This window comes from Nocardia sp. NPDC005978 (assembly GCF_040614455.1).
Classification (GTDB): domain Bacteria; phylum Actinomycetota; class Actinomycetes; order Mycobacteriales; family Mycobacteriaceae; genus Nocardia.
The window spans coordinates 183,631-208,660 of the sequence record NZ_JBEXUS010000002.1; the positions used below are offsets into that span (position 1 = coordinate 183,631).

Consider the following 25,030-nt stretch of genomic DNA (forward strand, 5'->3'; position numbering starts at 1 on the left):
ACAGGTGGGGACATTGAGCAGTACCGATGAGCAGAAAACCGGCGGCATAGGCGTATTCGTGGTCGCCATGCTCATGATCCTGGGCGGGCTCGCGCTGTGGTTCATCGTCTACAAGGCCTCGCAGCAGCCGGCCATGTGCGGCGGAACGGTGATGGATTCCGGGGACGTGTGCCGGAGCGGATCCAGCTCGCAGACCAAAGAGGAAGTCGAAGACAACAAGGGCAACGGCGACTTCATCCTGATCGGACTCGGCGGGTTGTTGGTCGTGGGCGGAATCCTGGGCGCTATCCCGGACCGCAAAGGGCGACAGAACACCCCGAGCACACCCGCTCGCCCTGCGGACCGCGCCCACATGCCCGCTCCGGTCGGTCATCCCGCACCGGCTCCCCACCGCGCACCCGTGCCCGCACTCCCGCCGCCTCCACCCGCACCCGAACCGGTCCGCGCGTCCGGCTACACCGCCTTCCGGGCACCGGAGCCCTCCACCTCGCGGGCAGCGGCGCCGGCCGCCCCGGTTGTTCCCTCTCTCGCGGACACCGAATTCGATGCGCTGCCCGCGGTGTGGACGCGATGGACCGTGCTGGCGGCGGCCCTCGTCGCGATCGGTTCCGACGTCGGACCCCGCATCGTCTCGGCGAGCACCGCGACGTTCGAAGGCCGCACGGGCAGCGGCGCGACCCTGCGACGCCTCCCCCGCAACCGGGCGGTGCTGTCCGGCGGCGCCACCGATCACGGTCCCACGCAGCCGCTGGCCGGTGCGCCGGAATGGATCACGCACTCGGTCCTGAACGGTCGCGCACACGACGGCCGCCTGAGCTTCGCCTACTGGTGGGACGGCGGGCACTGGTACCGAGGCCAATCCCCCGATGCCGCACTGCTTTCCAACGCGGTTCCGGCGGTCTGGACCGACGGCACGGTCTGCGAAACCGTCGCCGGGCTGATCACCCACCGGCCGGATGACCAGGTCCGGCAGGCGACGTCGCGGTTGCTGAACGCCGCCACCACCGGCGCGGTCACCAGAGCCCATGTCGAAGCGGTTTTCGGCGGTGGCAACCTCGACGTCCACCGTGCATACGAGCAGTTCGTCCTGGCCGAGCTGGCGAGCTGAGGACCTGTCGTCCACCGCACTCGCCATCGGACGCCGTCTTCTGGATCGGCACTCATCACGCGAGGACCCTCGTGGGCAGGCGGCGACCGACGGACCAGTTGCTCCAGCGGTCGGTGTGTTTCCTGTCGGCTCGATCGCCGGGGAACCACTAGCCGTTTGCCCCGGCTCGCGGAGGTGGGTGAGGTCGTCGTCGGGTTGCCCGGTCGGGAGCTGGATGACACCCCGCATCGAGTGACGCGCAGGCCGCACACGCATGATCGAATCGGATCGCTGTGATCGGGCGCGACCGGGACGCCGCGCGCCAGAGTTGTGGTGGAAGGAGGCCTCGTGATCTCGGCACTCAACCGGCTCGTCGATCTCGTCGAGGAGCAGCTCACCCAGGAACTCGACATCGGCGGACTGGCGGGTGCGCTCGGCACCACCGAGTACCACCTGCGCCGGATGTTCTCGTCGCTGGCGGCGATGCCGCTGTCGGAGTACGTGCGGCGGCGGCGCATGACCGTCGCGGCCGCCGACGTCGTGCGCGGCGAGGAGGATCTGTTGAGCATCGCGGTCCGGCACGGGTACGGCTCGACCGAGGCGTTCGGGCGGGCGTTCCGGGCGGTGCACGGCGCCACCCCGGGTCAGGTGCGCCGAGACGGAGGCCCCCTTCGCACACAACCGCAGCTCAGGTTCCGCCTGACCGTCGAAGGGAGCACCCCCATGGACACCCGCATCGTCGACCGGCCCGCATTCCGGCTCGTCGGGCACGCCGCCCGGGTACCGCTCATCCACCAGGGCATCAATCCGCATATTCAGCAGCACATCAACGCTATTCCGCCGCAAGAGCATTCGCGGCTCAAGGGCCTCGGCGACAGCGACCCGGCCGGCCTGCTGCAGGTCTGCGACGACGTCGACCCGGACGGCACCGAGGGGAGTGAACTGACCTACCTGCACGGCGTCGCTGTCCAGCAGGACACGTCGGCTCCGGGCGACCTCGACGCCATCGATGTTCCGGGCGGCAAGTGGGCGGTCTTCCGCACCACCGGAGCTCATCCGCAGACCCTGCAGCAAACGTGGGCCGCGACCGCCACCGACTGGTTTCCTTCCAATCCGTGGCGGCTGCGGCCGGGCCCGTCCATCGTCGCGATCCTCGACCGCTCACCGGACTTCAGCACCGCGACCTGCGAGCTGTGGCTCCCCGTCGAGCCGGAGTAGTTCGCCTGCACGCACTGCCGCGGCGGGCGGCAGTGCGCCACTCCGCCGGAGCACCGGTCGATCATCCGCACGCACCGGCGTGATCGATCGTGAGCCCCGGCTCGGTGGGTGCGAGCGAGATCCTCGCTCGCACCGGGAGGGTCAGGCGCAGATCTCGACCGCGTCGGTCTGGTTGTCGACGGAGGCGGGCATGTTGCCCTGCCGGTCGTTGGGGACCGACACGAGCAGCTGCCAGCGCTGGCCCGTCCAGTTGTAGAGGTTCACCGTCGAGCCGGTGCGGTTGCGGTAAGAGCTGACGCGGTCGCCGTAGCCGGCGCTGCCGATGTCGTAGAACGCGCAGGTGCTGCCGCGACCGACGACCATGTCGCCCTGGCCGTTGGCCAGGTCGAATCCGCAGAACTGGCCGCCGGCACAGGGATAGGCCGGGCTCGCCGACGCCGGGGCGGCGGCCCCGGTCAGCACGGCCGCCGTCGCGGTGATCGCGACACCGGTCGCGACGGCCGCCGACCGCAGGGTGTGGATGGTGTGAGCGAACATTGGGAACTCCCCAGAATTCGAAGTGGTGCACGTTGTCCCGTGCTGTCACCGATATCCGGCTGCGGCACAACGACATTCCTTCGGGGGTATTCGCGCAGGTCGGCTTGTGCGGGCGTATCACTCAGTGACACGGGGGCATCACGACGGCCACGGGTCAGTACCTCGGCCGATCGATTACCGGTAGCCCAGGGGCGAGCTGGGCTCGTGTGCTCGAACGCAGTTCGCGGGACAGCGAATCCGCGGCTGCGAGCAGCGCCCGCTGGGTGGAACGCTGGGCCGATGAGGAGCTGCGGCCGATGAGGCCGAGAACACCCACCGGCACCTCGTTCGCGTCGCGGATGACCGCGGCGACGCAGCTCCAACCTGTCAGGACCTGCTCGCGTTCGTACGCCAAACCGGTTGCCCGCGCCGCTTCGAAGAGCGCGCCCAGTTCCCGGGGAGCCGTCACCGAATGCCGGGTCAGGGGCCGGCATCCGCTGTGCGCGAGGCGCTCACTGAGTTCCGGGTCGAACGCCGTCTGCAAGCGCCCCCCGGCGGTGAGCGCGACACTGGGACCGAGCATGGTGGCAGAGGGCCACTTGTGCTGCAGCGCCAACTCGCGGTACTCGTGCCCGAACACCGGCTGCGCGACCACCAGCTCACCGCCGCGAAACGCCCCGCACCAACTGATCTCGCCGTGGGCGCGCAACGACAGATCGCGAAGGTACGGCGGGGCCGCCAGGAACAGCGGGTCATCGCGAACCGCGCGGGATCCGTAATAGGACAGTCGGGGTCCAAGGCGATAGCCGTCCGACGATGACTCCAGCACCTGCTGTCGCACCAGGTCGTTGGCGATCCGCCGCACCGTCGGCTTGGGCAGGTTCGTCGCGCGGGTCAACGCCGCCAGTCCCAGCGGCTCGGCCGCCGCGGCCAACGCGTCGACGATGGCCATCACCCGCCCGACCATCGTGTGGTCATCAGCCATCCGCACCCACCACTCTCCAGGAGGAGACCGCGACTCGGTCAGTGTGAGACCAGAGAACAACAGTGTCAACGCGATTCGGCGCGGTACATCCGCAGGTGCACCGGACCGGTCGCGTGCACATCCCTCGCCTGCCCGGACATGTCGGAAGCAGGTCGCAGAGACGTTTTGGGCGGAAGAAGTGTTCAGTCGCGGTTCGGAGGAGGTCCTCCGCCGCCGGAGCATCGAGCCATCGAAAGGCTCGATGCACCGGCCGGCAGGCACCGACGGGTCAGCCGCGGTGCCCGGGGCCGGGCGCGGACAGTCGGTCGTCCGCACGCAGGTAGGTGATGGCGAGGTCGCGGCGGGCGATGCCGGGGGCTGCCGACTGGATCGGGGCTATCGCGGTGAGCAGCTCACGGTAGGTCAGGTGATCGGCGGGGTGCAGGGCGTCGGTCGGGTGGAAACCTACCGTGGCGGTAGAGGTTCCGGCCGCGGTGGCGATGGTCAGGCGGTAGCGGAGCGGTACGGCGGCGGTGCCGTGGGTGCGAATCGAGCGGTAGGCCGTTCGATCTCCGAGGGTGTGCAGGGCGCCGGAGTCCGTGATCGCGACGCTCGGCGATTCGATCGGTTCGTCGCCGAACGCCGCCTCGTGCAACACCTTCAGGCCGTCGGCGTAGAAGGCGGGCAGCGTGTCCTCGGACACCGTGTTCCACGGGAACACCGGGTCGCCGGGCACGTCGATCTCCTCGATCAGTTCGATCCGGGTGATCTCGCGTGCCGCGGCCGCGAGCGAACGCGTCAGCCGCGCCGCGACCGCGGATCCGAAGCCGCCGGTGGCGTGCAGGGTGGACCCGCCCGCCCGGCAGGCCGCGCGCACCTCGTCCACCGGCAGCGCCCGCAGCGCGAGCGCGGTGACCACGTCACGGCCCGCTCGGAGCTGGGTGACGACCTCGCCCGCATCGGCGGTCAGGTGGATCACCACCGCCGCCGAATCCGGCTCGGTAACAACGACATCCGAATTCTTGGCGAAGCGGTCGGCGATCGGTCCGGCGCCGAGCACCGCGATGGGCGTGATCATGCTGTCTCCACACGGAATCGGGGGCTCAGATCCGGCGTCGCGACGCCGGGCGGCGCGGCGCACAGGGCCGGAATGACATCGAGCATCGCTTTGACCGAGATATCGGTGACCGCGGACCAGTCGCCGTCGTAGGAGTCCTCGTCCAACTCGTTGCGCATCTCGATCCCGGCGGGGTCGCCATCCAGGGTGATGACGTGCCCGCCGGACGAGCTGACCGGATGATCCGACCCGAGGTGGGCGTTGCCCGGACCCACGTGCCAGCACTCGGCATTGGTCATGAACAGCCGATCGCCGAGGTAGCCGCGGTAACTCATGTGGATGGCCCCGACCGTCCCGGGTTCGATCACGCTGCCGCCCGCGACCACTCGCGTGCGCGCGGGCACCGGGTAGACGTGCCGTTCCACCCGGACCTGATCGGCGTTCGCACCGAACAGGGAATGCGCCACGTTGGCGAGCACGGCGTCGAAATAGAAGTGCTGCATGAGCGCGATGGCGTGGTCGGAGTCGACCGCGTCCAGCGGCATGCCGAACCCGAGGCTGGCCAGCCCGCCCCACATGCCGTCCGGCGCGGCGGACAGGTCTCCGACCTCGAGGAATTTCACCTCGCGGACCTCGTCCAGGAGCCCGGCCAGCCGCAGCAGCACCTGTTCGACCATCAGCCCGGGGTGCAATCCGGTGCCGTGCAGGGAAACCCCGCCGCGCACGCACGCGGCCTGCAGTCGCGCACCCGAGGCCCGGCGCGGGATCGCCCGGTCCACCAGCGGTGCGGCGAGCCGATCCAGGACGGGCCGGGCGAGGCGCGCCGGGCTCGAATCCACCACTCGCATGGCGGTTCGCAACGCGGTCAGCGCCGCGGGAAGCTGCGGACCGAAGGCGCCGCCGGTGACCCGCATCCGCGAGACGGTCCCCAATACCTCGAGCGGAGAACGTGATTCGGACAGCCAGGTCGCCATGGCGGGATTGTGATACGACGCCGCCGAGACCACGTTCTTCCCCGAACGCAGCAGGTCGAGCACGTCGGCGTCCGCGCCCTGCACCAGCGCCGGGGTCGTGGGCGTGTGTACGACGCAATCCGCTTCCAGGGCAAGGATTTCCGCCTTGGAGGTAGTGGCGGCGACGCCCACCGGCGGCAGTCCGGCCAGTTCCCCGATATCGCGGCCGTGCTTGTGCGGGCTGAACACCTTCACCCCCACGACGTCGAAATCGGGCGACTCCAGCGCGGTGCGCAACGCCCGCCCGCCCATGTCGCCGGGGCCCCAGATGATCAGTCGATACGGACGTGTCACAACCGCCTCCTTGCCGTCGCGGTAGTTCTAACACGGCGACGGATGAGAAGGATAGCCTTTGACTTTCTTATTCACTCAGATGCTCGAAGTCGATGACAGGGCGCGGATCATCCGAAAAGCCGATACAGCAGGGCGCCTTGCCCCGACTGCAGGACGTGCGCCGCTGCCAACGGCACCCAGAAGCACTCGAACCTGGTCGGGCTTCCCCGGCCGTCGTGGTCTTCCCGACTGCCCCACCGATCCGGGGCAGGTTCACACAGCTCGAGGTGAAACACGTGCCGCGCCTGAATCTCCCAGCGATACGGCGAAATGTCGTACTCGAACTCGCCGAGCTTGCGCACAACCCTGAACTCACCGAGCCCGGTCTCCTCGCGCGCCTCGCGCAACGCCGCGTCCCGCGGGGCCTCGCCGGGACGGATACTGCCGGCCGGGACCTGGATGCCGACTTCCTCGAAGCTGTAGTCCACATGCCGGAACACCAGCAGTTTGCCGTCGCGCACGACGTAGACCAGCACCTTGTTCGTACGCAACTTCTCGGGCATCCGAGCGGTCCCTCCTACTACCAGGTATGTCGTAACGATTGATCCGGTGGCGCCTGATGCCCATCCAATAGTCCAGTGGGAGAACGTGTGCGGATGCGGTTCGGGTAGATCGTTCGACGATTCGGCTGCGACGATTCCTTCACCCACCAATACGCTGCTTGATCAACAGTCGCCGACCGCTGGGCCGAGCGGCCGGTGACGAGGTTCGAGCGCAAGGGGACTGCCGCCGGCCGCGGCATCGCCGACCGGCGCAGCGCGGATCGGGTAGGTCAGCTGCCCCCGGCGATGTTGACCAGCCACGAGGTCCCGAACCGGTCGACGCACATCCCGAATTCGTCGCCCCACGGCTGGGTGGCCAGCTCGACCGTCACGGTCCCTCCGTCCGACAGCGCCTGCCAGTAGCCGCGCAGTTCCTCGGTGTCGTCCCCGCCGAGGCTGACCGCGAGGTTGTTCCCGGGCCGCAATGTCTCGCCCGGCAGCATGTCGGCGGCCATCAGCGTGAGGCCGGACGCTGTTTCCAGCTGGCCGTGCATGACCTGGTCGCTCATGCCGTGGTCGTCGGTGCCGAAGTCGCCGAAGTGGTTGATAGTGAGATCGCCGCCGAACACGTCCTGGTAGAACGCCAGGGCGGCCGAGGCATCACCCGCGAAGCTGAGGTAGGGGTTCATTCGAGTGGTCATGGACCGACGATAGAGATCTCATCCCACTCGAGGATGTAGTTGCGGCCTGAACCCGCCGGACTGCAGGAGTGATCCGGCGATGTAGTTTGTCAGGTTGCGGAACCCGAGGGCGGAGCCGCGGCACGCCTTCGCAGCCGCAGCGACGGCACCACTGGTCCGGCTCGATCACCCGACAGGCAAGCACAGCACACTCGGGTTCGAGGCGCTGGCCAACGGCTTCGAGGCCGAGCTCGTCGAGTCGGCAGAGCGTGGTCAGGTCAGGGCAAGCGAAGGTGCGTCAGGCACGTCAAGGTCTTCCAGATCGGCAGTGTCAGAACTCAAACCGCGCGACCCCCTTACCCGCTGCAACGTGCAGGTGAAGATGACGATTGTGTTGCTCGTCGCCGAGCGTGGTCAGCACCTGACAGCCGCCATGCTCGGCGGCGACTCCGCGTGCGACTTCCTGCACCACCGTCAACAGATGCGCACCGAGTCCTGGTTCAAGTTCCAGGAGAGAACGGACATGGCCTTTCGGCACCACGATGACGTGCTCGGTACCGAATCCCGGCGTCGGTGGGCGGAAAGCGAGGACGTGATCCGTCTCGATCAAGACCTCGACATCGATCAGTCGAGGGATTACCTCAGAGCAATACCAATCCGGTTCGATCACCACACGACTCTACGGAGGCCAGGCATCGCATGATGCTCAGTGCGGCTGTGCTGCAGTGACTCTCGTGGGGAGCGCCGCGCTGACGCGGCAATGTAGTGCGTTCGGTCGAGGTCCACCAATGCGTACTCAGTCGGTGGGAGATCCCTCATTCGGTCGAGCTGAGGCGCTCCAGAGACGCATCCAGCACATGTCGTCGCGGACTCCACAGAACGGCGGTCTCGCCGCGGTGCGGTAGATCGATCAGCAGGGTGACACCGATGCCGTACATGGCGGCCCGTCGCGGTCGGCCTTCCTTGTGGCTCAGCACCACATCCACGGCAGGCTCGGTAGGCACCTGCCACGCGTAGAGCCAGCCCTGGTCACCCTCGTCCAAATCCGGTCCAGCGTGGATAGCTTCTTGCGGACTCATACACATGTCGAAGCGGACTCGCCGAACCGTTCGCGTTCGAATCGAATCATCATTGTCGGTCAAAGCCATTGGAAAGCGGTGCCATCCGGGACCGGCCGGGGAATGACCTTCGATGACCACATAGCGCAGTTCGGGGTCGAAGGCGCGGACCAGTTCCGATGGGCGCGCGTCGTGAACGGCGACAGACCAGCCACCGTCCGGTCGTTCAACGGGTGAATCAACACGCACACCCGCAATCTACCGACCGTGCTCGGTACAGTCTCAACCGCGCGGGTAGCGGCAACGTTTCGGTCGAGCCATCTTGGAGTTGATTCGCGCCTTCCGGCGGGTGGCTGCACGCGACAGCGAGAACCGCCGCGGTTCTAACCATGAGCTGATCGTTTGACGGGTGAAATGTGGACCGTGCAGATGGCGTGACCTTTGCTATGGCGGGATAAGCCCGCCCTGCCTGTGGGATATGTTGACCCGATGCCGTACTTGCAGCGCGAGGGACAAGTTTTCATCCTCCAGTTGGGCAACCCGGGTGAGCGCGATACCGAGAACCGGTTCCATCCGGACTGGGTCGGCGAAATGGAGACTCTGCTCGATGAGGTCGCTGCGACCTCCGGACCCCGCGGGCTGGTCACGATCGGTGCCGGGAAGTTCTACTCCACCGGCTTCGATGTGGAGTGGGCCGCGCGAAACCCGGACCGGATCAACGAGAATGTCGCCCGTATCCTGCGCTTGTTCGCCAGAATTCTCACACTGCCGATACCGACCGTCGCGGCGATCAATGGTCACGCCTACGGCGCCGGGGCCTTTCTCACCCTCGCGCATGATCACCGGATGATGCGCGCCGATCGTGGCTTCGTGTGTTTTCCCGGCGTCACGCTCGGCGTCAACTATGCCCCCGGCATGGTGGAAATGGCGCAGTCGCAGCTGCCGCTGCCGGTGGCCCGTCGCGCGTTGGTCACCGGGCATCGCTACGGCGGAACGGAAGCGCTGGCAACGGGCCTGGTCGACGCGGTCGCCGATGAGCACGACCTCCTGAAATCCGCTGTGGAGCACGCACAAAGCCTGGCTGCAACCAGCGGACCCGCCCTCGGCCACGTCAAGTCGTCGCTCTATCGCAACGCCACCTCGGCCCTGCTCGGGTCCGTCGCGCAGTACAACCACGATTCCGCCGCGGGCGGCGCGTAGATTCACTGCCGCCGCACCGAACTGGGCATGAGTGTGCGCATCACCGGCCCGAGTTCGCCTCGAGCCGTTGACCTTTCGCCGAGCGTCTGACGCGCTCGGCGATGATACTGCTGTCGCTACCGATCGAGCCCGCGGTGATGCCCTTCTGGGCGGGTGCCCGCGTCGCCAGCGATGGAGCGGCAATCGTCGTAGAGGTCGAATTCGGTGTCGACTTCCCATTCCTTCGCGCAATAGACCCGATGGCACCGGGTTGGCCTCGGATCACCACTGCCGGTTGATCTTCCACTGCGCCAGGCTGGATCGTTCGGTCAGCGCGGTATGCGGCATTATGAGGCGTTGACCCGGCGCCATTCACCGCACCATCCAAAGGGGATGTGGCAGCCGGCGGTGACGTCGCCACGCGATCGGGAGAGTTAGGAGAGGCGACTCGTATGGGGCTTGCAGCACACCTGGAGCAATTGGGCCGCCCACTTGTCGAGGAGCAACTAGCGCACCCGACCGTGGCCGGGATCGCGAAAGGCGATCTCGCCGAGCCGGTATTCCGCTCCTGGCTGGAACAGGACTACCTGTTCCTGCTCGACTACGTCCGAGTCTTCTCCCGCCTCGCCTGGCAGGCGCCCGCCGCCCACCTAGGCGACCTGGTCGACCTCGCGCACGCCACCCTGCACGACGAGATCTCGCTACACCGCGGTCTGGCCACGGAGTTCGGCGCCGACCTCGACGGCGCGGTCAAGGGCGAACCGTGCACGAATTACACCGCGTTCCTGCTGGATTCAGCCGACAACTACGCCGACGGTCTGGCCGCCCTCTACCCCTGTATGTGGGGCTACTCCACCCTCGGCACCATCCTCGCCGCGAACCCACCCGCCGACCCCCGCTACCAACGCTGGATCGACACCTACGCCGACCCTGGCTTCGCAGCCCTCACAGCCCGCTGCGCTCAAATGCTCGACGAAGCGGGCGGCGACAACGCCGAGGAACTGTTCCTGACGGGCATGCGCCACGAACTTGCGTTCTGGGATGTGCCACTGAGCACCAGGTGACCTCCGCCGGCAACCGCGGAGGATCTCGTTACAGATGCGGCAGCGCGTCGTCGTCGGCCGGGTATAGACCGTTCTCCAATCTGAACACGTACTGCCGCAGGTCGGTTGCGAGGTCGGTGGCCAGATAGGTAAGAAAGTCCCGGACGCCCTCCGCTGGATCGGCTGACTGGCTGGGAGCGCCCTCACTCGTGTACTCGGCGAGCAACTGTGCAAGGTGCTCGGTGACCTCGCCGCGACCACTCCACCAGGCACGAACGGCCTCAGCAGTCCAACGCGAGTCCCCATCGCAGGCGTAACCGTCGAACGGGTCGGCGTCCGCCGCTTCCAATAGGGATTCGACCTCGGAGGGCGACTTCGGCTGGCGATAGACGAACTCGTTGTAGTGCTCACCGCCGTAAAGGACATTGCGCGGCGCGTAAATCCTTCCGGTCCAACAGGTGTCGGTCTGCCCTGTGTAGAAGGGACCTGGCACGTTCAGCCAATGCCGGTCCTGCCACTTGTCTCCGTGGTAGACGGAATCGTTGAGATCGCGCTGAACCGAAGTCATCGGATCCCAGCGGCGCGGTAGGTCGCTCACGACACCAGCATTCCCTACTGCTCGGCACGGGACGATGCGTGTCAGCCTTCGGTCGTCACCGTGCGCAATTGCACGCGCATTTGCCGCCTGGCCAGCCGAACCGACTTGTAAGCGACATGAGCGAGCGTTGCGTACCACAAGCGTTCTCGTGCCTAATTCGGGGAGGGCTTCCGCATGATCCAGTTTCTGCACCGGATCGAAGAGATGTCTGATGATTCGGGATTCCTCGGACTTGTCGACCCACACGCCTATAGGTCGTTCGTGGACGAGGACTGGACCTTGGAGACGCTGTTCGGTCGTTTCAGGTCCGAGATGCAGCGTAAGACATTGCTGCTGTGGGGAACCGGTGGCGAGGACGAATGGCGGATCGACGTCTCGACCACCGCACTGGACCCCGCGCTGCCCGTCGTGCGCCAGGCCGTTGGCCCGATCACCGTCACCCGCGGTGAGCTGGTGGTCGTCAACTACGAGACTGTGACGATGTCTGCGCAGTTCGAGGACTGCGCCGTGGACGCGGACAAGGATATGTACAGGTCCGGGATCGAGCTCCCGAACGGCGACTACGTCTGCACCGTCAGCCAACTGACCGACCCCACGGTGGATCGGGTGCATGATGGTCCCGACTTCCACCTTCATCTGGCGGCCGGTCGGGTTCCGCACTGGGTTGATGTGGCTTGGTTCGAGCTCTGAAGCTACGTCCCGGGGGCTGTATTCGGCAGTTCCGGACGTTCGGCCGGCTCGTCGCCCACGTGTGTTCTTCCACAGTGACTCATTGCGCCGCAGCCACTCACGAAACAGCTGCGGCGCAATGAATCACGTTAGAACCGCCGACGGCGACCCAGGACGGGTGGGCGGCTCGTCCGGACGAAGGGGTCCGAGGTTTGGATCACCCGCGCGGGCAGGCGGGCGTGCTGCCGCTCCCACCAATAGACGGCGGCCACCGTCGAATAGGCGGCCAGCACCGCCGTGGGCAGGGCCAGGCCGATCGTGATCAAGAGCGTTATCGCCATGGGGGTCACCTTCCGCAGGAACGATGTCCGCCACGCTGCGGTCCGATGTCGCCCATATTCCCGGAAAACGGGCTGCCACACCTATTTTCGGCGTTCGATTGTGTGTTCTGCGGCACACATGTCAGCGAATGACCATGGCAGGCAACGAGGGCTGCCGGAGTCCCTTCGGTACGCGGCCCGCGACACGGGTGGCGGTGGGCGCCGACCGGCTGCCGGCGCCCACCGCCACGAGGTGGAGCAGGGTCCCGTTACAGGCCGGGACCCGGGCCGCCGAAGCGGCCGGTTGGCGCTGCGCTACCGGTGAGGATCGGCCTCCTCGGCAGCGAGATGCCGCAGGTTAGATACCCGCTGTTCGCGATTCAAACAGCTTGCACACGAAGTGGTTCCGAATGTCCGGATTCGTGAGCGAAGGGATCGACACGCCAGTTCACGCCACGCGGGTCACCGTTTACGCCGACCCCGATGGGTAGCACCCAGCCGGCACCAACCCGACTACCCCGGTGCCAACGCCCGCTCGCCCGGTTCGAACCGCGTGTCTACGCGGTTCGCCTGCCCCTGATGGAGGATCGATGACGACCGCGCACACCGAACACGAGACCGCACTGCGACTGCTCGAACACATCCTCGCCCATTACGAGAGCCTCGACGCGTTCCTGCGCCAGATACACCGCGAACTCGACGAACCGACCCTTGTCCTGCCGCTCCCGGCCCACCTGGACTGCGAACTCACGGGCCCGATCGACATGACGGCCGCACCGGACACGGGCAGGCACGCCCGCGCCGGGCATTGACCGGGATCGCTACATCACCTGCGTTCCTGCGGCGGATCCTCGTACTCGTGCAGGCTCAGCACGATGTGGTCCATCTTGATCCGCAGCTGGGTGGGTCCGCCGCGGAGCGCGTGCGCAGCGGCGACCAGGCGCGCGGCCAGCACCCGCAGTTTCACGTTGGTCTCCTGTGAGCGCCAGCGCAGGGTCGCGAACGCCTGGTCGGGCGTGAGGCCGTACGCCAGGATCAGCACGCCTTTGGCCTGTTCGATCTGCGCGCGGGCCGAAATCAACTCCGGCATCGCCTCTTCGATGGTCGCGCGCCGACTGCGTTCGATGCTCGCGGTCAGGTCGATGAAATATCCCTCGGTGCCGACCACCGTCCCGGTGGCGTCGAACATCCCGTCGGCCACCACCAGAACCTGGTGGTGCACCCCCGAGGTGTCGATGACGCGATGGCGGCTGCCGAAGGCGCCGTGGTCGCGGATCGCGGCGGCCAGCGCGTCGGCGACCGCCGCACGATCGTCGGGATGATTGTGCGACAGCAGCAGCTCGGTGGTGGGCACCTTCTCACCCGGCTCGTACCCGTACAGCTGCCAGATCTCGGGCGACCACTCCCACCGCTGGTCCTCGAACCAGAACCGGAACTTGCCCACGACCTCGGTGTACTCGGTGGTCTGCGCGTCGTCGTCGACAGGCTCGAATACCGCATCATCTCCGCTCATCGGAATCCAGCACCTCCCATCCTCGATCGAGGAGTGCCCGGGACCGACTCCGACAAACCGGCCGCTACTCGGCCGCGGGCGCGCCCGGATCGTTTCGCCGCAGCCAGTCGGTGAGCGAGCGGCCCGCATCGAGGACGTGACGTTCGGCGATGTCGCGGGCGCGAATCGGGTCGCGGTCGGTCAGCGCCTCCAGGAGCTGATCGTGTTCGTGCAGGGCGTTCTGTTCGTGTTCGGGGAAGACGCGCAGGAAGTTCGTGGGGACCACGCGGGCCGCCTGTTTGATTTGAGTCAGCAGGCGGGGCGAATGGGACGTGCGGTGAATCTGCTGGTGGAAGCGCCAATTGGCGTCGGCTATCGCGTCTTCGCCGGAGTGGCTCGCCACCGCGTCGGCGAGTTCACGCAGGTGCGCGAGTTCGGCGTAGGTGGCCCGTTCCGCCGACCAGGCGGCGGCCTGGCCGGTCAGGACGCCGAGGATCGTGAAGCTGTCCATGACATCGGCGGGGCTGATGCCCAGCACCGTGATGCCGCTGCGGGGCGCCACGCGAACCAGGCCCTCGAACGACAGCTCCAGCAGCGCCTCGCGGACGGGGGTGCGGCTGGTGGCGAACTCCTCGGTGATCGCATCGAGGTCTATGCGCGCGCCGGCGGGGAGCGCGCCGGTGAGGATGCGGTCACGGAGTTCACGGGCTGCGCGTTCGCGCACTGTGCCGCCGATATCGACTGATCGCGATGCCATTTGCGGGAGCCTAGCAGGTGTCGGATACAAGGTTTGATATCTGATATATCAGATGTTACGTTCACAATATGACAGCACAGCGTCGCGACCGCATGACCCTGGTCGCTTTTATGCAGGCGGGCAGCACTTCGGTCTACGCGGGTTCGTGGCGGCATCCGGCCACCGAACACGGGTACCTCGACGCGTCCTACTACGCGAAGGTCGGGCGGCAGCTGGAGGAAGGCTGCTTCGACCTGATGTTCTTCGACGACCGGCTGGCCATGCCGGGCATCTACGACGGTTCGGTGGCCGAGGCGGTGCGCTACGGGGCGCGGCCGGTCAAGCTGGATCTGGGCGTGGTGCTCGGTGTGCTGGCGCAGAGCACGTCGCGGATCGGTTTGGGCGCAACGTATTCGACCACGTACTATGCGCCTTTCCATGTGGCGCGGACCTTCTCCACCCTGGATCACCTGTCCGGCGGGCGGGCCGCGTGGAACGTCGTGACCTCGGTCAACGACAGCGAGGCCCAGAACTTCGGCGTCAACGCCCATCTCGGCCACGACGAGCGCTACGACCGCGCGGACGAGTTCCTCGAGGTCGTCAGCGGACTGTGGGACACCTGGGACGAGGACGCGATCATCCACGACCGCGCGGCCGGGATATACGCCGATCCCGGCAAGGTGCACGAACTCGGGCACGTCGGCCGGTTCTTCTCCGCGCGCGGACCGCTGACCGTCCCGCGCACCCCGCAGGGCCGGCCGGTCATCATTCAGGCGGGCTCGTCCGGACGCGGCCGCGAATTCGCCTCGCGCTGGGCGGAATTGATCTTCACCGGCGACCCCGGGCTCGAGGTCGCCCGCAACCACTACGCCGATCAGAAGGCGCGCATCGCCGACGCCGGGCGCGATCCGGACTCGGTGAAGATCTGTCCCATGGCGTACGCGGTGGTCGGCGAATCCGAGCAGCACGCCAGAGAGCGCGAGGCCATGCTGCTCGAGGACCTGGTGCACCCGATGGCGTCGCTGACACTGCTGTCGGAGCTGATGAACTACGACTTCGCACAGCACGATCTCGACGACCCGGTCACCGATGAGCTGATCGCCTCGGTCTCGGGCATCCGGGGCTTGGTGCAGAATCTGCGCACCCATATCGGCGGGACGGTCACCGTCCGCGACCTGGCCGGTCACCGCGCGACCCTGCTGCAGGGCCCGCGATTCGTCGGCACCGGCGAGCAGGTCGCCGACCAGATGGCCGAATGGTTCCACGGCGGCGCCTGCGACGGCTTCGTCCTGGCCGCCACGCACATGCCCGGATCGTTCGAAGACGTTGTGCGCATGGTGGTTCCGCGCCTGCAACAGCGCGGCCTGTTCCGCACCGCCTACGAGGGCAACACCCTGCGCGATCATCTCGGACTGGATCGCCCCGCGGTGCGCCGCCCGGCCGTGCCCACCGGACCGGTCGCGTTATGAACGCCATGCTCTCGGGTGTGCGGGTCCTGGACCTGGCCACCCTGGCCGCCGCACCGTTGGCGGCGACCTACCTCGGTGAATTCGGCGCCGAGGTGATCAAAGTCGAGCAACCGGGGGTCGGGGATCCCATCCGCACCTGGGGTGCGCAGCGCGACGGCGTCGGCCTGATGTGGAAGTCGGTGTCCCGCAACAAACGCTCCATCACCCTGGACATGCGCGGCGCCGAAGGCCAGGATCTGCTGCGCCGGCTGGTGGCCGAAGCCGATGTGGTGGTGAGCAATACGCGGCCGCAGACGCTGCGCAAATGGGGCCTGGACTACGAGAGCCTGCGCGCGGTCAACGACCGCGTGATCATGCTCCACATCACCGGCTTCGGACTGACCGGCCCCAAGAGCGAGCGTCCCGGCTTCGGCACCCTGGGCGAAGCCATGAGCGGATTCGCCCACATCACCGGCGCGGCGGACGGCCCGCCGACCCTGCCGCCGTTCATGCTCGCCGACGGCGTGGCCTCGCTGAACGCGGCCTACGCGGTGCTGATGGCGCTCTATCACCGGGACGTGCACGGCGGTCCCGGGCAGCTGATCGACATCAACCTGGTCGATCCCCTCGCGCGCCTGCTCGAACAGACCCTGCTCGGCTACGACCAGCTCGGCATCGTCGCCCAGCGCGCCGGAAACCGCTGGGACATCTCCGCGCCGCGCAACACCTATCGCACCGCCGACGGCAAATGGCTCGCCATGTCCGGCAGCTCCCCCGCCCTGGCGCTGCGCGTGTTCCGGGCGATCGGACGCGCGGACCTGGTCACCGACGCGGAGTTCTCCGACCCGCAGCGCCGCCTGGCTCGCGCCCGTGAGGTGGACGACGTCGTCGCGGACTGGGTGTCGAAACAGACACTCGCCCAGGCGATGTCGGCGTTCGAAGCGCACGAGGTCGCGGCCGCCCCGGTCTACGATATCGAGGACCTCCTACGCGATGAGCAGTTGCGCCACCGCGAGGTCTTCGTCCCGGTCGCCGACGCCGAACTCGGCACGATGACCGTGCAGGCCCCGGTACCCCGCTTCTCCGAAAGCCACGGCCGCGTCGAGCATCTCGGCCCGCGGCTGGGTGAACACAATGCCGAGGTCTACGGCGAACTGCTGGGCCTGAGCGCCGACGAGGTGGCCGACCTGCGGCACCGCGGCGTGCTCTGACCCGCTCCGACAATCCCGAACCACGAAGGAATTCGACGATGACCCTGCTCGTGCGGCGCTCCGAACTCGCCCTGCCCGCCTGCAACGACCACATGTTCGCCAAAGCGCTCTCCTGCGGCGCGGATCTGGTGTTCCTGGACCTCGAGGACGCCACCCCCGAATCGCTCAAGGAGTCCGCACGCGAGAAGGCCATTACCGCCCTCGCCGAGATGGACTGGGGCCGAACGGTTCCCGCGATCCGCATCAACGGGCTCGACACCAAGTGGTGCCACGACGACATCATCGAGGTCGTCACCCGCGCCCGCGAGAAGCTGCACACCATCGTCGTGCCCAAGGCGTGCACCGCGCGCGACGTGTGGTGGGTGGATCTGCTGCTCACCCAGCTCGAGGACAAGCTGGGCCTGACCCGCCGGATCCGCCTGGAGGTGCTGATCGAGGAGGTCGAGGGCCTGGCCAACGCCGAGGAGATCGCGGTCGCCAGCGACCGAATCGACGCCATCATCTTCGGCGTCGGCGACTTCTCGCTGTCCCAGGGCGCGCGCGTGGACACCAACTTCGAGCCGCTCGGCGACTACCCCGGCGACTTCTGGCACTACGCCCGCAACAAGACCCTGGTCGCGGCGCGCATCGCCGGCGTGCTGGCCATCGACGCGCCCTACCCGGACTACGGCAACGTCGAAGGCTACGAACGCGACGCACACCGCGCCTCGCTGCTCGGTTACACCGGCAAGTGGGCGATCCACCCCGCCCAGGTTCCCATCGCCAATCGCGTCTACTCCCCCACCGCGGCCGAAATCGCGCTGGCCCAACGCAATATCGCCGCCTACCGCGAAGCGGAGGCGAACGGCCGCGGCGCGGTCGGCGTCGACGGCGTCCTGGTCGACGCCGCACACATCAAGATGGCGCAGGCCACGCTCGCACGCGCGGCCGCCATCGATCCCGACCTGCTGCGCGGGGACACCGTCAGCGCCGGACGCTGAGCGTCAGCCGATCCACAACACCCGCAGCACGTGTACCTCGCGGACGTTCTCCAGGACGAGGTACACGATCTGGCCCGCCGAGTCGGGTCCGAACAAACAGTAGCGCACCGCGCCTTCGGGGTTGTCCACGTGCTGCGGGTGCCCGGCCCACGGGGTGAGTTCGAGGAACGACAACACCTCGGCATAGCCTTCGAGGGCATCCAGGGGCAGAGCCGCGACCTGGTCGAAAGTTTCCGGGTCGGGAACGATCCGATACACGCTCAGCGCGCCCGCAGCCGCTGCTCGATCAACGCGCGCAGGTCCTCGACGCTGCCCGCACCGGGATTGGCCCCGGTCCGCTGAATCTGCTCGGCCTTGGCCTGCAGCGCGAAATACGCACCCGGCTCCCGCAATTCGGCCGCCGCGAGATGCCGCCATTTGAGCAGCAGTTCGTGAATTCCCGAGAGTTCCTTGCTTTGTTTGGCCTTCTCGAGCACGAATTCCCATTCGCGATCGAACTCCGCCCGCAGGGTGGGCGTCAGCGCGGCCCGGATCGCCCCGGGCTCGGCTGCCGGGGCGCCCGGGTCGGGATCGTGACGCGGTGCGGGTGAGGCCATGGCCCTACGATATCCGCTCGGTTCGACACTGTCGCCCGCCTGCCGCGCCGGATCCGGCCCGTTTCCCGGGGCCGGCAGCGAGCAGGCGCTGTCCGCGCAGGTCAGCAGGCGGTGGACGTGCCGCCCTGCAGCGAGAGCAGCGCGCAGAAGGTGATGGCCGCGACCTTCCACTTGTCGCCTTCCTTGACCGCGTTGCCGGCCTGGTCCGGCAGTGCCGGGGTGCCGTTGAGCAGCAGGGTGTAGGTGACGTCGGCGTGCGTGCCGTCCACGACCTTGACCGCGGAGACCGTGGCCGAGGTGCCCGAGGCCTGCGGGTTGGCCGCGGCGGCCTGCAGGACCGGGGCGAACTCCTGCCCCTTCTCCACGGTGGCGACGCGCTGTTCGGTGGGGGCCTTGGCATTGAAGAAGGTGGTGAAGGCATCGGTGATGGCCTTCGTGGTGGCCTCGTCGGCCCGGGCGGCCGCGGCCGTGGTGGTCACCGCGGCCGAGGTCTTGGCCGAGGTGGAATCGTCGTCCGAACTACAGCCGGTGAGCGCTGCCGCGGCGAGCAGTACCCCGAGGGCGGCGGCGGAGGTGCGACGGAAAGAGATTCGCATGGTGGTTCCTCATCTGAAAGGGAGAAGCGCGGGGCCTCGACGGGCCCCGCGAAGGGTGTTTCTCGGGCGTACGGTAATACGAACAGTAGATCCGGTGGGAGGATTACTCGATATTCGCCTTCATTTGTTCGAGTCGCATCAGCACCGGGAAGTCGTTGACGCTGAGCGCATTTCCGTGACCGGTCTGATGAATGTCGAATACCGACTGGATCGCGGCGTAGAAGCCCTGCACATCCAGGGTCTGGTTCACCGCGCGCTTGGCCTGGCGCAGGCCGAACGGCGGCATGGTGGCGATGTGGGCGGCGAGCTCACGGGTCTTGGCGTCGAGTTCGGCGCGCGGCACGACCGTGTTCACCATGCCGGTGCTCTCGGCCTCGGTCGCGGTGATCGGCCGCCCGGTGAACAGGATCTCCTTGGCCTTGCGCGGCCCCAGTTCCCAGGTGTGCCCGTGGTATTCGACGCCGCCGATGCCCATCAGCACGACCGGGTCGGAGAACAGCGCATCGTCGGCGGCCACGATGAGATCGCACGGCCAGCACAGCAGCAGCGCCCCGGCGATGCACCGGCCCTGCACCGCCGCGATGGACGGCTTGGGCACGTTGCGCCAGCGCAGCGAATACTCCAGGTAGCGACGGGATTCGATCTCGTAGATGGTGTCGAGGGTGATCCGGGACGGGTCCGGCCAGGAGCTGTCCTTGAGATCGTGCCCCGCCGAGAAGTGCTTGCCCTCGGCTCGCAGCACGATGACCGCGACCTCCGGATCCGCGGCGGCCCGGGTCCAGGCGGCGTCCAATTCGTCCAGTAGGTCGCCGTTCTGAGCGTTGGCGGCCTCGGGGCGGTTCAGGCTGATGGTCGCGATCTTGTCGGCGACCTCGTAGCGGATGTACTCGCTCATGTTTATCGACTCCGGGGAAGACCGAGCACCCGCTCGGCGATGATGTTGCGCTGAATCTCGGACGTTCCGCCCGCGATGGTGCCCGCGAAGCTGCGGGCGTACCGTTCGAACCAGCTGCCCACGGTGTTGTCGTGGTTCAGCGGATGCATGGGCCCCGTGAACATTTCGTTCAGCAGGCCCTCGGGACCGGCGGCGGTGAGGGCGTGCTCGGAGGCGGTCTGCACGGCCTCGGACCCCAGCAGCTTGAGCACCGACAACCCGGCCACATCCTGCTGCCCGCGCGACTCCCGCGCCAGCGCCGCCGAACCGAGCAGGCGCAGCGACAGATTGTCCATGACCAGGGTGGCGTAGTGGTCCCTGTCGAACACGCTGTGCGGCTCGAAATCGTCTATCAGGCACTGCAATCGGTCGGCGAAGCTGAGCCACAGCATGGTCCGCTCGTGGCCGAGCGAGCCGTTGGCCACGCCCCAGCCGCCGTGCAGCGGGCCGACCAGATTCTCCGCGGGCACCCGCGCGTTCTCGAAGAACACCTCGTTGAAGTCCACATCGCGCGGACCGCAGATGGACGGGAACGGCCGCCGGGTCACCCCGGGGGTGTCGGTGGGAATCAGCAGAACGCTCAGGCCCTTGTGTTTCGGCGCGTCGGGATCGGTGCGCACGAAGGTCAGCAGCACGTCGGCGTGATGCGCGCCGGAGGTCCACACCTTCTGGCCGTTGACCACGAAGTCGTCGCCGTCGCGCACCGCGCGGGTGCGCAGCCCGGCCAGGTCCGACCCCGCACCCGGTTCGCTCATGCCCAGGGCCGCGGTCAATTCCGCGCGCAGGATCCGCACGGCCCAGTTCTTCTTCTGTTCCGCGGTGCCGAAGGACAGCAGCGACGCCGCCACGATGCCCAGGCCCTGCGGGTTGAAGCTGTGGTAGATGCGCCGGCGGGACAGCTCTTCTAGGTGCACGTACTGCTGCAGGATCGAGGCGTTGCGACCACCGAATTCCGGTGTGTTGCCGGGCAACAGCCACCCGTGCTCGAACTGGGTGCGCTGCCACTGCCGCGCCCAGTCGGGCACCTCGGCGCTCGAGACCGGGCGATCGGCGCGGGCCTGCGCCAGGTCCGGCATGTGCTCGGTCAGGAATTCGACGAAGGCGGCGCGGAAGTCCTCGACCTCGGCGTCAAAAGTCAGTCGCACGGTACTCCTCGGCGATCAGCGCCCGATGCGCCACGACTCCGCCGAGCAGCAGCTCGCCGGCCTTGGCGCGTTTGAGCGCGAACTGCAGGTCGTTCTCCCACGTGTAGCTCATGGCCCCGAACAGCTGCATGCCGTGCCGGAACACCAGCGACTGGCACTCCCCCGCCGCGGCCTTGGCCATCGAGGCGGCCACGCGGCGGCGCGGATCGTCGGCCGAGATCGTCAGAGCCGCGAAATAGGCCAGGGCCCGCGCTCTTTCGATGGCCACGTGCATATCGGCGGCCTTGTGTTTGACCGCCTGGAACGAGCCGATCGGCACCCCGAACTGCTCGCGGCCCCGGACATGGTCGAGCACCAGGTCCAGCACGCGCGCGCACGCGCCGACCATGGTCAGCGCCATACCGGTCAGGGCGATGTGGCGGCCGCGTTCGATGTCGGCGTCGATCCGATCGCTCTCGCCGACGCGGATGCCCGCGAAGCTCACCTCCGCCACGTGCAGGACGGGATCGAACGCCGCCTCGCGCCGGATGATCGCGTCCGTGGCGGGCACGGTGAACACCCCGGCGCGGGTGGCGACGGCGAACCGTTCGGCGCGATCACCGTCGAGCACGTGGCGCCCGGTGCCGCTGAGCAACCAGCCTGTGCCGTCGTGGAAGGCGGTGACCCCCTCGTACACGGCCGCGCCCGGGGCCGAGCCGTCGCCGGATCCGGCTGCCAGGGGCGCGAACTGGGTCATGGTGGCCAGGAACGGCGTCGGATCGGTCGCGTAGCCGAGGGCTTCGAGAACGATGGCCAGCTCGACCGCGTCGGCGGGATCGGTCAGTTCGGTCCAGCCCTGATCGACGTACACCCGCCACAGTTCGTCGGTGGTCGCACCGCGGTCCGCGACCGCGCGCACCAGTTCGGGCGGACCGTGTTTGGCGATGACCTCGCGGACCGTTTTCTGCCACAGCCGCTGGTCGGAGTCGAACTCCAAAAGCATCCCGGCACGCCTCCTCACTGATGCGCTCGTAACGCAAGCGAGAATATCATTCTCCTAGAATGAAAGTCATCCTTCGCGACGATGGAAGGCGCGCCGACCCTAGAGTCCAGGAATACGACGTTCTCCGGTACAGTGCATTCATGTTCTCCCCCTACAACCGAGGACCGATGCGGCCGTGACCAGCCCGAGCGAAGAGCCAGCCTGGAAGCAGCGCGCTGTCGAGCGCTCGCTGCGCGCCGCCAAAGTGCGAGCCGAGGAACGCGTTCAGCGTTTCCTGGACGCCGCGCAGGCCATCATCACCGAGAAGGGATCGACCGACTTCACCGTCCAGGAGGTCGTCGACCGCTCCCGGCAGTCGCTGCGCAGCTTCTACCTGCAGTTCGACGGTAAGCACGAGCTGCTGCTCGCCCTGTTCGAGGACGCGCTGAGCCGGACCGCCGAGCAGCTGCGCGCCGCCGCCGACGGGCAGACCGATCCCCTGGACAAGTTGCAGATCTCGGTCGAACTGCTCTTCGAACTGTGCCGGCCCGATCCGTCCGCACAGCGCCCGCTGTTCACCGATTTCGCACCGCAGCTGCTGCTTTCGCATCCGAGTCAGGTGAAGGTGGCGCACGCGCCGCTGCTGACCCTGTTCACCGAGTTGATGGAACAGGCCGCCGCGGCCGGGCAGTTGCCGGCGGACGCGAACCCGCGCCGGCTGTCGGCGATGGTGATGCAGACGGTCATGTTCACCGCGCAGTCCTCCGGGGCGATCGACGAGGAGACCCCGAACCCGATCACCGCCACCGAGGTCTGGAACTTCTGCGCGCACGGTTTCACCCGCGCCTGAGAACGCTGTTCTCATTCAGGAGAACTTTACTTAGACTCGGGGCATGACCGAGCTGTGGACCGATCTCGTCGCCTGTCTGAACCTGGACGAGCAACCGCCCCTCGCAGACACCACCGTCTTCGAGGGGCGCAATCAGAAGCTGGACTATCACCGGGTGTTCGGCGGGCAGTTGCTGGGCCAGTTCACCCTCGCCGCAGCGCTGAGTTTTCCCGACAAGACGGTCAAGTCGCTGCACGTGGTGTTCCCGCGCGAGGGCCGCGCCGACAAGCCCGTGCGCTACCGGCTCGAGCGCGCGCACGCCGGGCGCACCTTCGCGACCGTCACCGCCACGGCCGAGCAGGCGGGCAAGATCATCGCGACCGCCTCCATCTCCCTGCACAGCACCGAGGACGGCCCCGACTTCCACAGTGTCGCACCGATTCCCGCGCTCCCCTCCGCCGAGCACAAGATCGACGGCATGGATCTGCTGCCCTGGGAGGTGCGCTCGCTCACCGATCTGAACGATCCCGCCGCACGCGCCCCGGAATACGAACTGTGGATGCGCACCCCGGTCGTGGAACCCGCACTGTCCCAGGCGATCGCCGCCTACGCCACCGACCTCACCCTGATCGGCACCGCGCTGCTGCCGGTGGCCGGGTTCGACCAGCGCGGCAACGGCACCGCCTTCCTGTCCGCGGTCACCTCGCACACCCTGTGGTTCCATCGCCCGTTCCGCACCGACGACTGGCTACTGCTGCGTCAGCACAGCCCGCTGCTCGCGCACGGGCGCTGCTTCGGCCGGGGCGACATCCTCACCGAGTCGGGGAGCCTGGTCGCCTCGTACGCGCAGGAGGCGATGGTTCGCCTGCCCGCGTAGCCGCTCGACGCCGGCGCGGAGCCGCACCCACCGCGAACGCGGGCGCGGTGCACGCGCCTACGCCGGCTCACGGGGCGACGGGTGTGCCGAGAGCCGCCCGTCGATGACCTCGACCAACTCGTCGATGCCGTCACCTCGGGCGGCGATCAAGGTCAGCACGGGAACCCCGGATTCGGCGTGCAGGTCGCGCGTGGTCTGATCGGCGCCCTCGCGATCGGCCTTGTTGACCACCAGCACATCCGCGATCTCGAGCAGCCCGGCCTTGGCGGCCTGCACCGCGTCCCCGGCCCCTGGATCGAGCAGGACCACCACGAGATCGGCGACCGCGGCGATCTCGAGCTCGCACGGACCGACGCCCACCGACTCGAGGAGCACCACGTCATAGGACAGTGCGGCCAGCAGCCGGACCGCCACCGGCACGGCGGCCGAGAGTCCACCGGTGTGCCCGCGGGTGGCGAGGGACCGGATCAACACCTCGGGATCGTCCACGTGTTCGGCCATCCGGATCCGGTCGCCGAGCAGCGCGCCGCCGCTGAACGGGGAGGTGGGGTCGACCGCGAGCACCGCGACCCGAAGGCCGCGTGACCGATAGGCGGCGGCCAAACCCGCTATGGCGGTGGACTTTCCGGTGCCGGGCGGTCCCGTCACCCCGATAACCGGTGCTGCGGCGGAAGTGAGGGCGGCACAGACGTCGGCGCAACGCGGTCCCTCCGCCAGTGACAGGAGGCGACCCACCGCGCGCACCGAGCCGGTCCGCGCGTGCGCCAGCAACTCGGCGATCTCCGGGTCCACCGGATGTGCGAGGGTCGCGGGCATCCCATCGGCGCTGTGCATCTCGGGCCTCTCCTCGGCCGGTGACCCGGCACGGTGTGCGACTCGGCAGCTTCCCGGCGTGGACAGCGAGGTCCGCGTTCCGGTTGCGCGATCACGCAACCGAGTGTGGGGGGGGGGGGGGGGGCCCGCTGGGCCGGGGGGCAACGCCCCCCCTGTACCGCCACCGCGGCGATC

General features: G+C 67.8%; 30 protein-coding genes and 1 pseudogene. 11 read left to right on the top strand and 20 right to left on the bottom strand.

Annotated elements, in window-relative coordinates; genetic code table 11:
- Positions 1–13: 13 nt before the first annotated feature.
- Together ABZ319_RS01935 and ABZ319_RS01940 are read left to right on the top strand one after the other, a co-directional pair.
- The gene (locus ABZ319_RS01935) at positions 14–1,108 is read left to right on the top strand and encodes a hypothetical protein (RefSeq protein ID WP_354984401.1); all 1,095 of its coding nucleotides are present in this window, start codon (positions 14–16) and stop codon (positions 1,106–1,108) included.
- Between the two features lie 327 nt (positions 1,109–1,435).
- Positions 1,436–2,305, top strand: a complete 870-nt coding sequence (locus ABZ319_RS01940; protein WP_354984402.1) for an AraC family transcriptional regulator — start codon at positions 1,436–1,438, stop codon at positions 2,303–2,305.
- 141 nt (positions 2,306–2,446) lie between these two features.
- Here the strand turns inward: ABZ319_RS01940 and ABZ319_RS01945 are convergent, their stop codons facing one another.
- The 9 genes and pseudogenes from ABZ319_RS01945 to ABZ319_RS01985 all read right to left on the bottom strand — a co-directional run bounded on the left by ABZ319_RS01945 (position 2,447) and on the right by ABZ319_RS01985 (position 8,657).
- Positions 2,447–2,842, bottom strand: coding sequence for a peptidase inhibitor family I36 protein (locus ABZ319_RS01945; protein WP_354984403.1), 396 nt, complete (start codon positions 2,840–2,842; stop codon positions 2,447–2,449).
- A gap of 154 nt (positions 2,843–2,996) precedes the next feature.
- On the bottom strand, positions 2,997–3,806 hold the full coding sequence (locus ABZ319_RS01950; protein ID WP_354984404.1) for a helix-turn-helix domain-containing protein: 810 nt from the start codon (positions 3,804–3,806) through the stop codon (positions 2,997–2,999).
- Between the two features lie 268 nt (positions 3,807–4,074).
- Positions 4,075–4,863, bottom strand: coding sequence for a hypothetical protein (locus tag ABZ319_RS01955; protein WP_354984405.1), 789 nt, complete (start codon positions 4,861–4,863; stop codon positions 4,075–4,077).
- Positions 4,860–6,149 carry a hypothetical protein gene (locus tag ABZ319_RS01960; protein ID WP_354984406.1) on the bottom strand — a complete coding sequence of 430 codons (1,290 nt, stop codon included), beginning with the start codon at positions 6,147–6,149 and terminating at the stop codon, positions 4,860–4,862. Before ABZ319_RS01960 ends, ABZ319_RS01955 begins: the two co-directional genes overlap by 4 nt.
- A 107-nt stretch (positions 6,150–6,256) precedes the next feature.
- Positions 6,257–6,691 carry an NUDIX domain-containing protein gene (locus tag ABZ319_RS01965; protein ID WP_354984407.1) on the bottom strand — a complete coding sequence of 145 codons (435 nt, stop codon included), beginning with the start codon at positions 6,689–6,691 and terminating at the stop codon, positions 6,257–6,259.
- Between the two features lie 269 nt (positions 6,692–6,960).
- Positions 6,961–7,371 carry a VOC family protein gene (locus ABZ319_RS01970; protein ID WP_354984408.1) on the bottom strand — a complete coding sequence of 137 codons (411 nt, stop codon included), beginning with the start codon at positions 7,369–7,371 and terminating at the stop codon, positions 6,961–6,963.
- Between the two features lie 115 nt (positions 7,372–7,486).
- Positions 7,487–7,627: pseudogene (locus tag ABZ319_RS01975) on the bottom strand (ISL3 family transposase); the annotation flags it as partial.
- 54 nt (positions 7,628–7,681) lie between these two features.
- Positions 7,682–8,020, bottom strand: coding sequence for an HIT family protein (locus tag ABZ319_RS01980; protein ID WP_354984409.1), 339 nt, complete (start codon positions 8,018–8,020; stop codon positions 7,682–7,684).
- Between the two features lie 145 nt (positions 8,021–8,165).
- A complete protein-coding gene (locus ABZ319_RS01985) occupies positions 8,166–8,657 on the bottom strand; it encodes a hypothetical protein (RefSeq protein WP_354984410.1) in 492 nt (163 codons plus the stop codon).
- Positions 8,658–8,897: 240 nt separating this feature from the next.
- On the opposite strand from ABZ319_RS01985, the gene ABZ319_RS01990 reads away from it, so the two are divergent.
- Together ABZ319_RS01990 and ABZ319_RS01995 are read left to right on the top strand one after the other, a co-directional pair.
- A complete protein-coding gene (locus tag ABZ319_RS01990) occupies positions 8,898–9,608 on the top strand; it encodes an enoyl-CoA hydratase/isomerase family protein (protein ID WP_354984411.1) in 711 nt (236 codons plus the stop codon).
- Between the two features lie 431 nt (positions 9,609–10,039).
- Positions 10,040–10,651 carry a transcriptional regulator gene (locus ABZ319_RS01995; RefSeq protein ID WP_354984412.1) on the top strand — a complete coding sequence of 204 codons (612 nt, stop codon included), beginning with the start codon at positions 10,040–10,042 and terminating at the stop codon, positions 10,649–10,651.
- Positions 10,652–10,679: 28 nt separating this feature from the next.
- On the opposite strand, the gene ABZ319_RS02000 is transcribed toward ABZ319_RS01995, so the two are convergent.
- A complete protein-coding gene (locus ABZ319_RS02000; protein ID WP_354984413.1) occupies positions 10,680–11,228 on the bottom strand; it encodes a ferredoxin in 549 nt (182 codons plus the stop codon).
- A gap of 174 nt (positions 11,229–11,402) precedes the next feature.
- On the opposite strand from ABZ319_RS02000, the gene ABZ319_RS02005 reads away from it, so the two are divergent.
- Positions 11,403–11,918 carry a hypothetical protein gene (locus ABZ319_RS02005; protein ID WP_354984414.1) on the top strand — a complete coding sequence of 172 codons (516 nt, stop codon included), beginning with the start codon at positions 11,403–11,405 and terminating at the stop codon, positions 11,916–11,918.
- Positions 11,919–12,046: 128 nt separating this feature from the next.
- Here ABZ319_RS02005 and ABZ319_RS02010 read toward each other — a convergent pair whose 3' ends face one another.
- Complete coding sequence (locus tag ABZ319_RS02010; RefSeq protein ID WP_354984415.1) at positions 12,047–12,238, bottom strand: hypothetical protein; 192 nt, start codon at positions 12,236–12,238, stop codon at positions 12,047–12,049.
- A gap of 569 nt (positions 12,239–12,807) precedes the next feature.
- Between ABZ319_RS02010 and ABZ319_RS02015 the strand changes: the two genes are divergently transcribed.
- A complete protein-coding gene (locus ABZ319_RS02015) occupies positions 12,808–13,029 on the top strand; it encodes a hypothetical protein (RefSeq protein WP_354984416.1) in 222 nt (73 codons plus the stop codon).
- Positions 13,030–13,043: 14 nt separating this feature from the next.
- On the opposite strand, the gene ABZ319_RS02020 is transcribed toward ABZ319_RS02015, so the two are convergent.
- Complete coding sequence (locus ABZ319_RS02020) at positions 13,044–13,730, bottom strand: ANTAR domain-containing protein (RefSeq protein WP_354984417.1); 687 nt, start codon at positions 13,728–13,730, stop codon at positions 13,044–13,046.
- Between the two features lie 64 nt (positions 13,731–13,794).
- Positions 13,795–14,466 (bottom strand): GntR family transcriptional regulator, encoded by a 672-nt coding sequence (locus ABZ319_RS02025; protein WP_354984418.1) that lies wholly within the window; start codon positions 14,464–14,466, stop codon positions 13,795–13,797.
- Positions 14,467–14,534: 68 nt separating this feature from the next.
- On the opposite strand from ABZ319_RS02025, the gene ABZ319_RS02030 reads away from it, so the two are divergent.
- The 3 genes from ABZ319_RS02030 to ABZ319_RS02040 are packed head-to-tail and all read left to right on the top strand — an operon-like array spanning position 14,535 to position 18,084.
- Complete coding sequence (locus ABZ319_RS02030) at positions 14,535–15,914, top strand: LLM class flavin-dependent oxidoreductase (protein ID WP_354984419.1); 1,380 nt, start codon at positions 14,535–14,537, stop codon at positions 15,912–15,914.
- Between the two features lie 5 nt (positions 15,915–15,919).
- Positions 15,920–17,104 (top strand): CoA transferase, encoded by a 1,185-nt coding sequence (locus tag ABZ319_RS02035; protein WP_354984433.1) that lies wholly within the window; start codon positions 15,920–15,922, stop codon positions 17,102–17,104.
- 38 nt (positions 17,105–17,142) lie between these two features.
- On the top strand, positions 17,143–18,084 hold the full coding sequence (locus tag ABZ319_RS02040; protein ID WP_354984420.1) for a CoA ester lyase: 942 nt from the start codon (positions 17,143–17,145) through the stop codon (positions 18,082–18,084).
- A gap of 3 nt (positions 18,085–18,087) precedes the next feature.
- Here ABZ319_RS02040 and ABZ319_RS02045 read toward each other — a convergent pair whose 3' ends face one another.
- The 6 genes from ABZ319_RS02045 to ABZ319_RS02070 form a co-directional block, all read right to left on the bottom strand.
- On the bottom strand, positions 18,088–18,342 hold the full coding sequence (locus ABZ319_RS02045; RefSeq protein WP_354984421.1) for a hypothetical protein: 255 nt from the start codon (positions 18,340–18,342) through the stop codon (positions 18,088–18,090).
- A 2-nt stretch (positions 18,343–18,344) separates the two neighbouring features.
- Complete coding sequence (locus tag ABZ319_RS02050) at positions 18,345–18,680, bottom strand: DUF6247 family protein (protein ID WP_354984422.1); 336 nt, start codon at positions 18,678–18,680, stop codon at positions 18,345–18,347.
- A 101-nt stretch (positions 18,681–18,781) separates the two neighbouring features.
- Positions 18,782–19,276 carry a hypothetical protein gene (locus ABZ319_RS02055; protein WP_354984423.1) on the bottom strand — a complete coding sequence of 165 codons (495 nt, stop codon included), beginning with the start codon at positions 19,274–19,276 and terminating at the stop codon, positions 18,782–18,784.
- Between the two features lie 103 nt (positions 19,277–19,379).
- Positions 19,380–20,171, bottom strand: a complete 792-nt coding sequence (locus tag ABZ319_RS02060) for an enoyl-CoA hydratase (RefSeq protein ID WP_354984424.1) — start codon at positions 20,169–20,171, stop codon at positions 19,380–19,382.
- A gap of 2 nt (positions 20,172–20,173) precedes the next feature.
- The gene (locus ABZ319_RS02065) at positions 20,174–21,355 is read right to left on the bottom strand and encodes an acyl-CoA dehydrogenase family protein (protein ID WP_354984425.1); all 1,182 of its coding nucleotides are present in this window, start codon (positions 21,353–21,355) and stop codon (positions 20,174–20,176) included.
- On the bottom strand, positions 21,339–22,337 hold the full coding sequence (locus tag ABZ319_RS02070; protein ID WP_354984426.1) for an acyl-CoA dehydrogenase family protein: 999 nt from the start codon (positions 22,335–22,337) through the stop codon (positions 21,339–21,341). Before ABZ319_RS02070 ends, ABZ319_RS02065 begins: the two co-directional genes overlap by 17 nt.
- A 175-nt stretch (positions 22,338–22,512) precedes the next feature.
- Here ABZ319_RS02070 and ABZ319_RS02075 point away from each other — a divergent pair, with 175 nt between their 5' ends.
- Both ABZ319_RS02075 and ABZ319_RS02080 read left to right on the top strand, forming a co-directional pair.
- Positions 22,513–23,166, top strand: a complete 654-nt coding sequence (locus tag ABZ319_RS02075; RefSeq protein ID WP_354984427.1) for a TetR/AcrR family transcriptional regulator — start codon at positions 22,513–22,515, stop codon at positions 23,164–23,166.
- A gap of 43 nt (positions 23,167–23,209) precedes the next feature.
- Positions 23,210–24,022 carry an acyl-CoA thioesterase domain-containing protein gene (locus tag ABZ319_RS02080; RefSeq protein ID WP_354984428.1) on the top strand — a complete coding sequence of 271 codons (813 nt, stop codon included), beginning with the start codon at positions 23,210–23,212 and terminating at the stop codon, positions 24,020–24,022.
- 57 nt (positions 24,023–24,079) lie between these two features.
- Here the strand turns inward: ABZ319_RS02080 and ABZ319_RS02085 are convergent, their stop codons facing one another.
- Positions 24,080–24,856, bottom strand: a complete 777-nt coding sequence (locus ABZ319_RS02085) for a GTP-binding protein (protein WP_354984429.1) — start codon at positions 24,854–24,856, stop codon at positions 24,080–24,082.
- Positions 24,857–25,030: the final 174 nt, after the last annotated feature.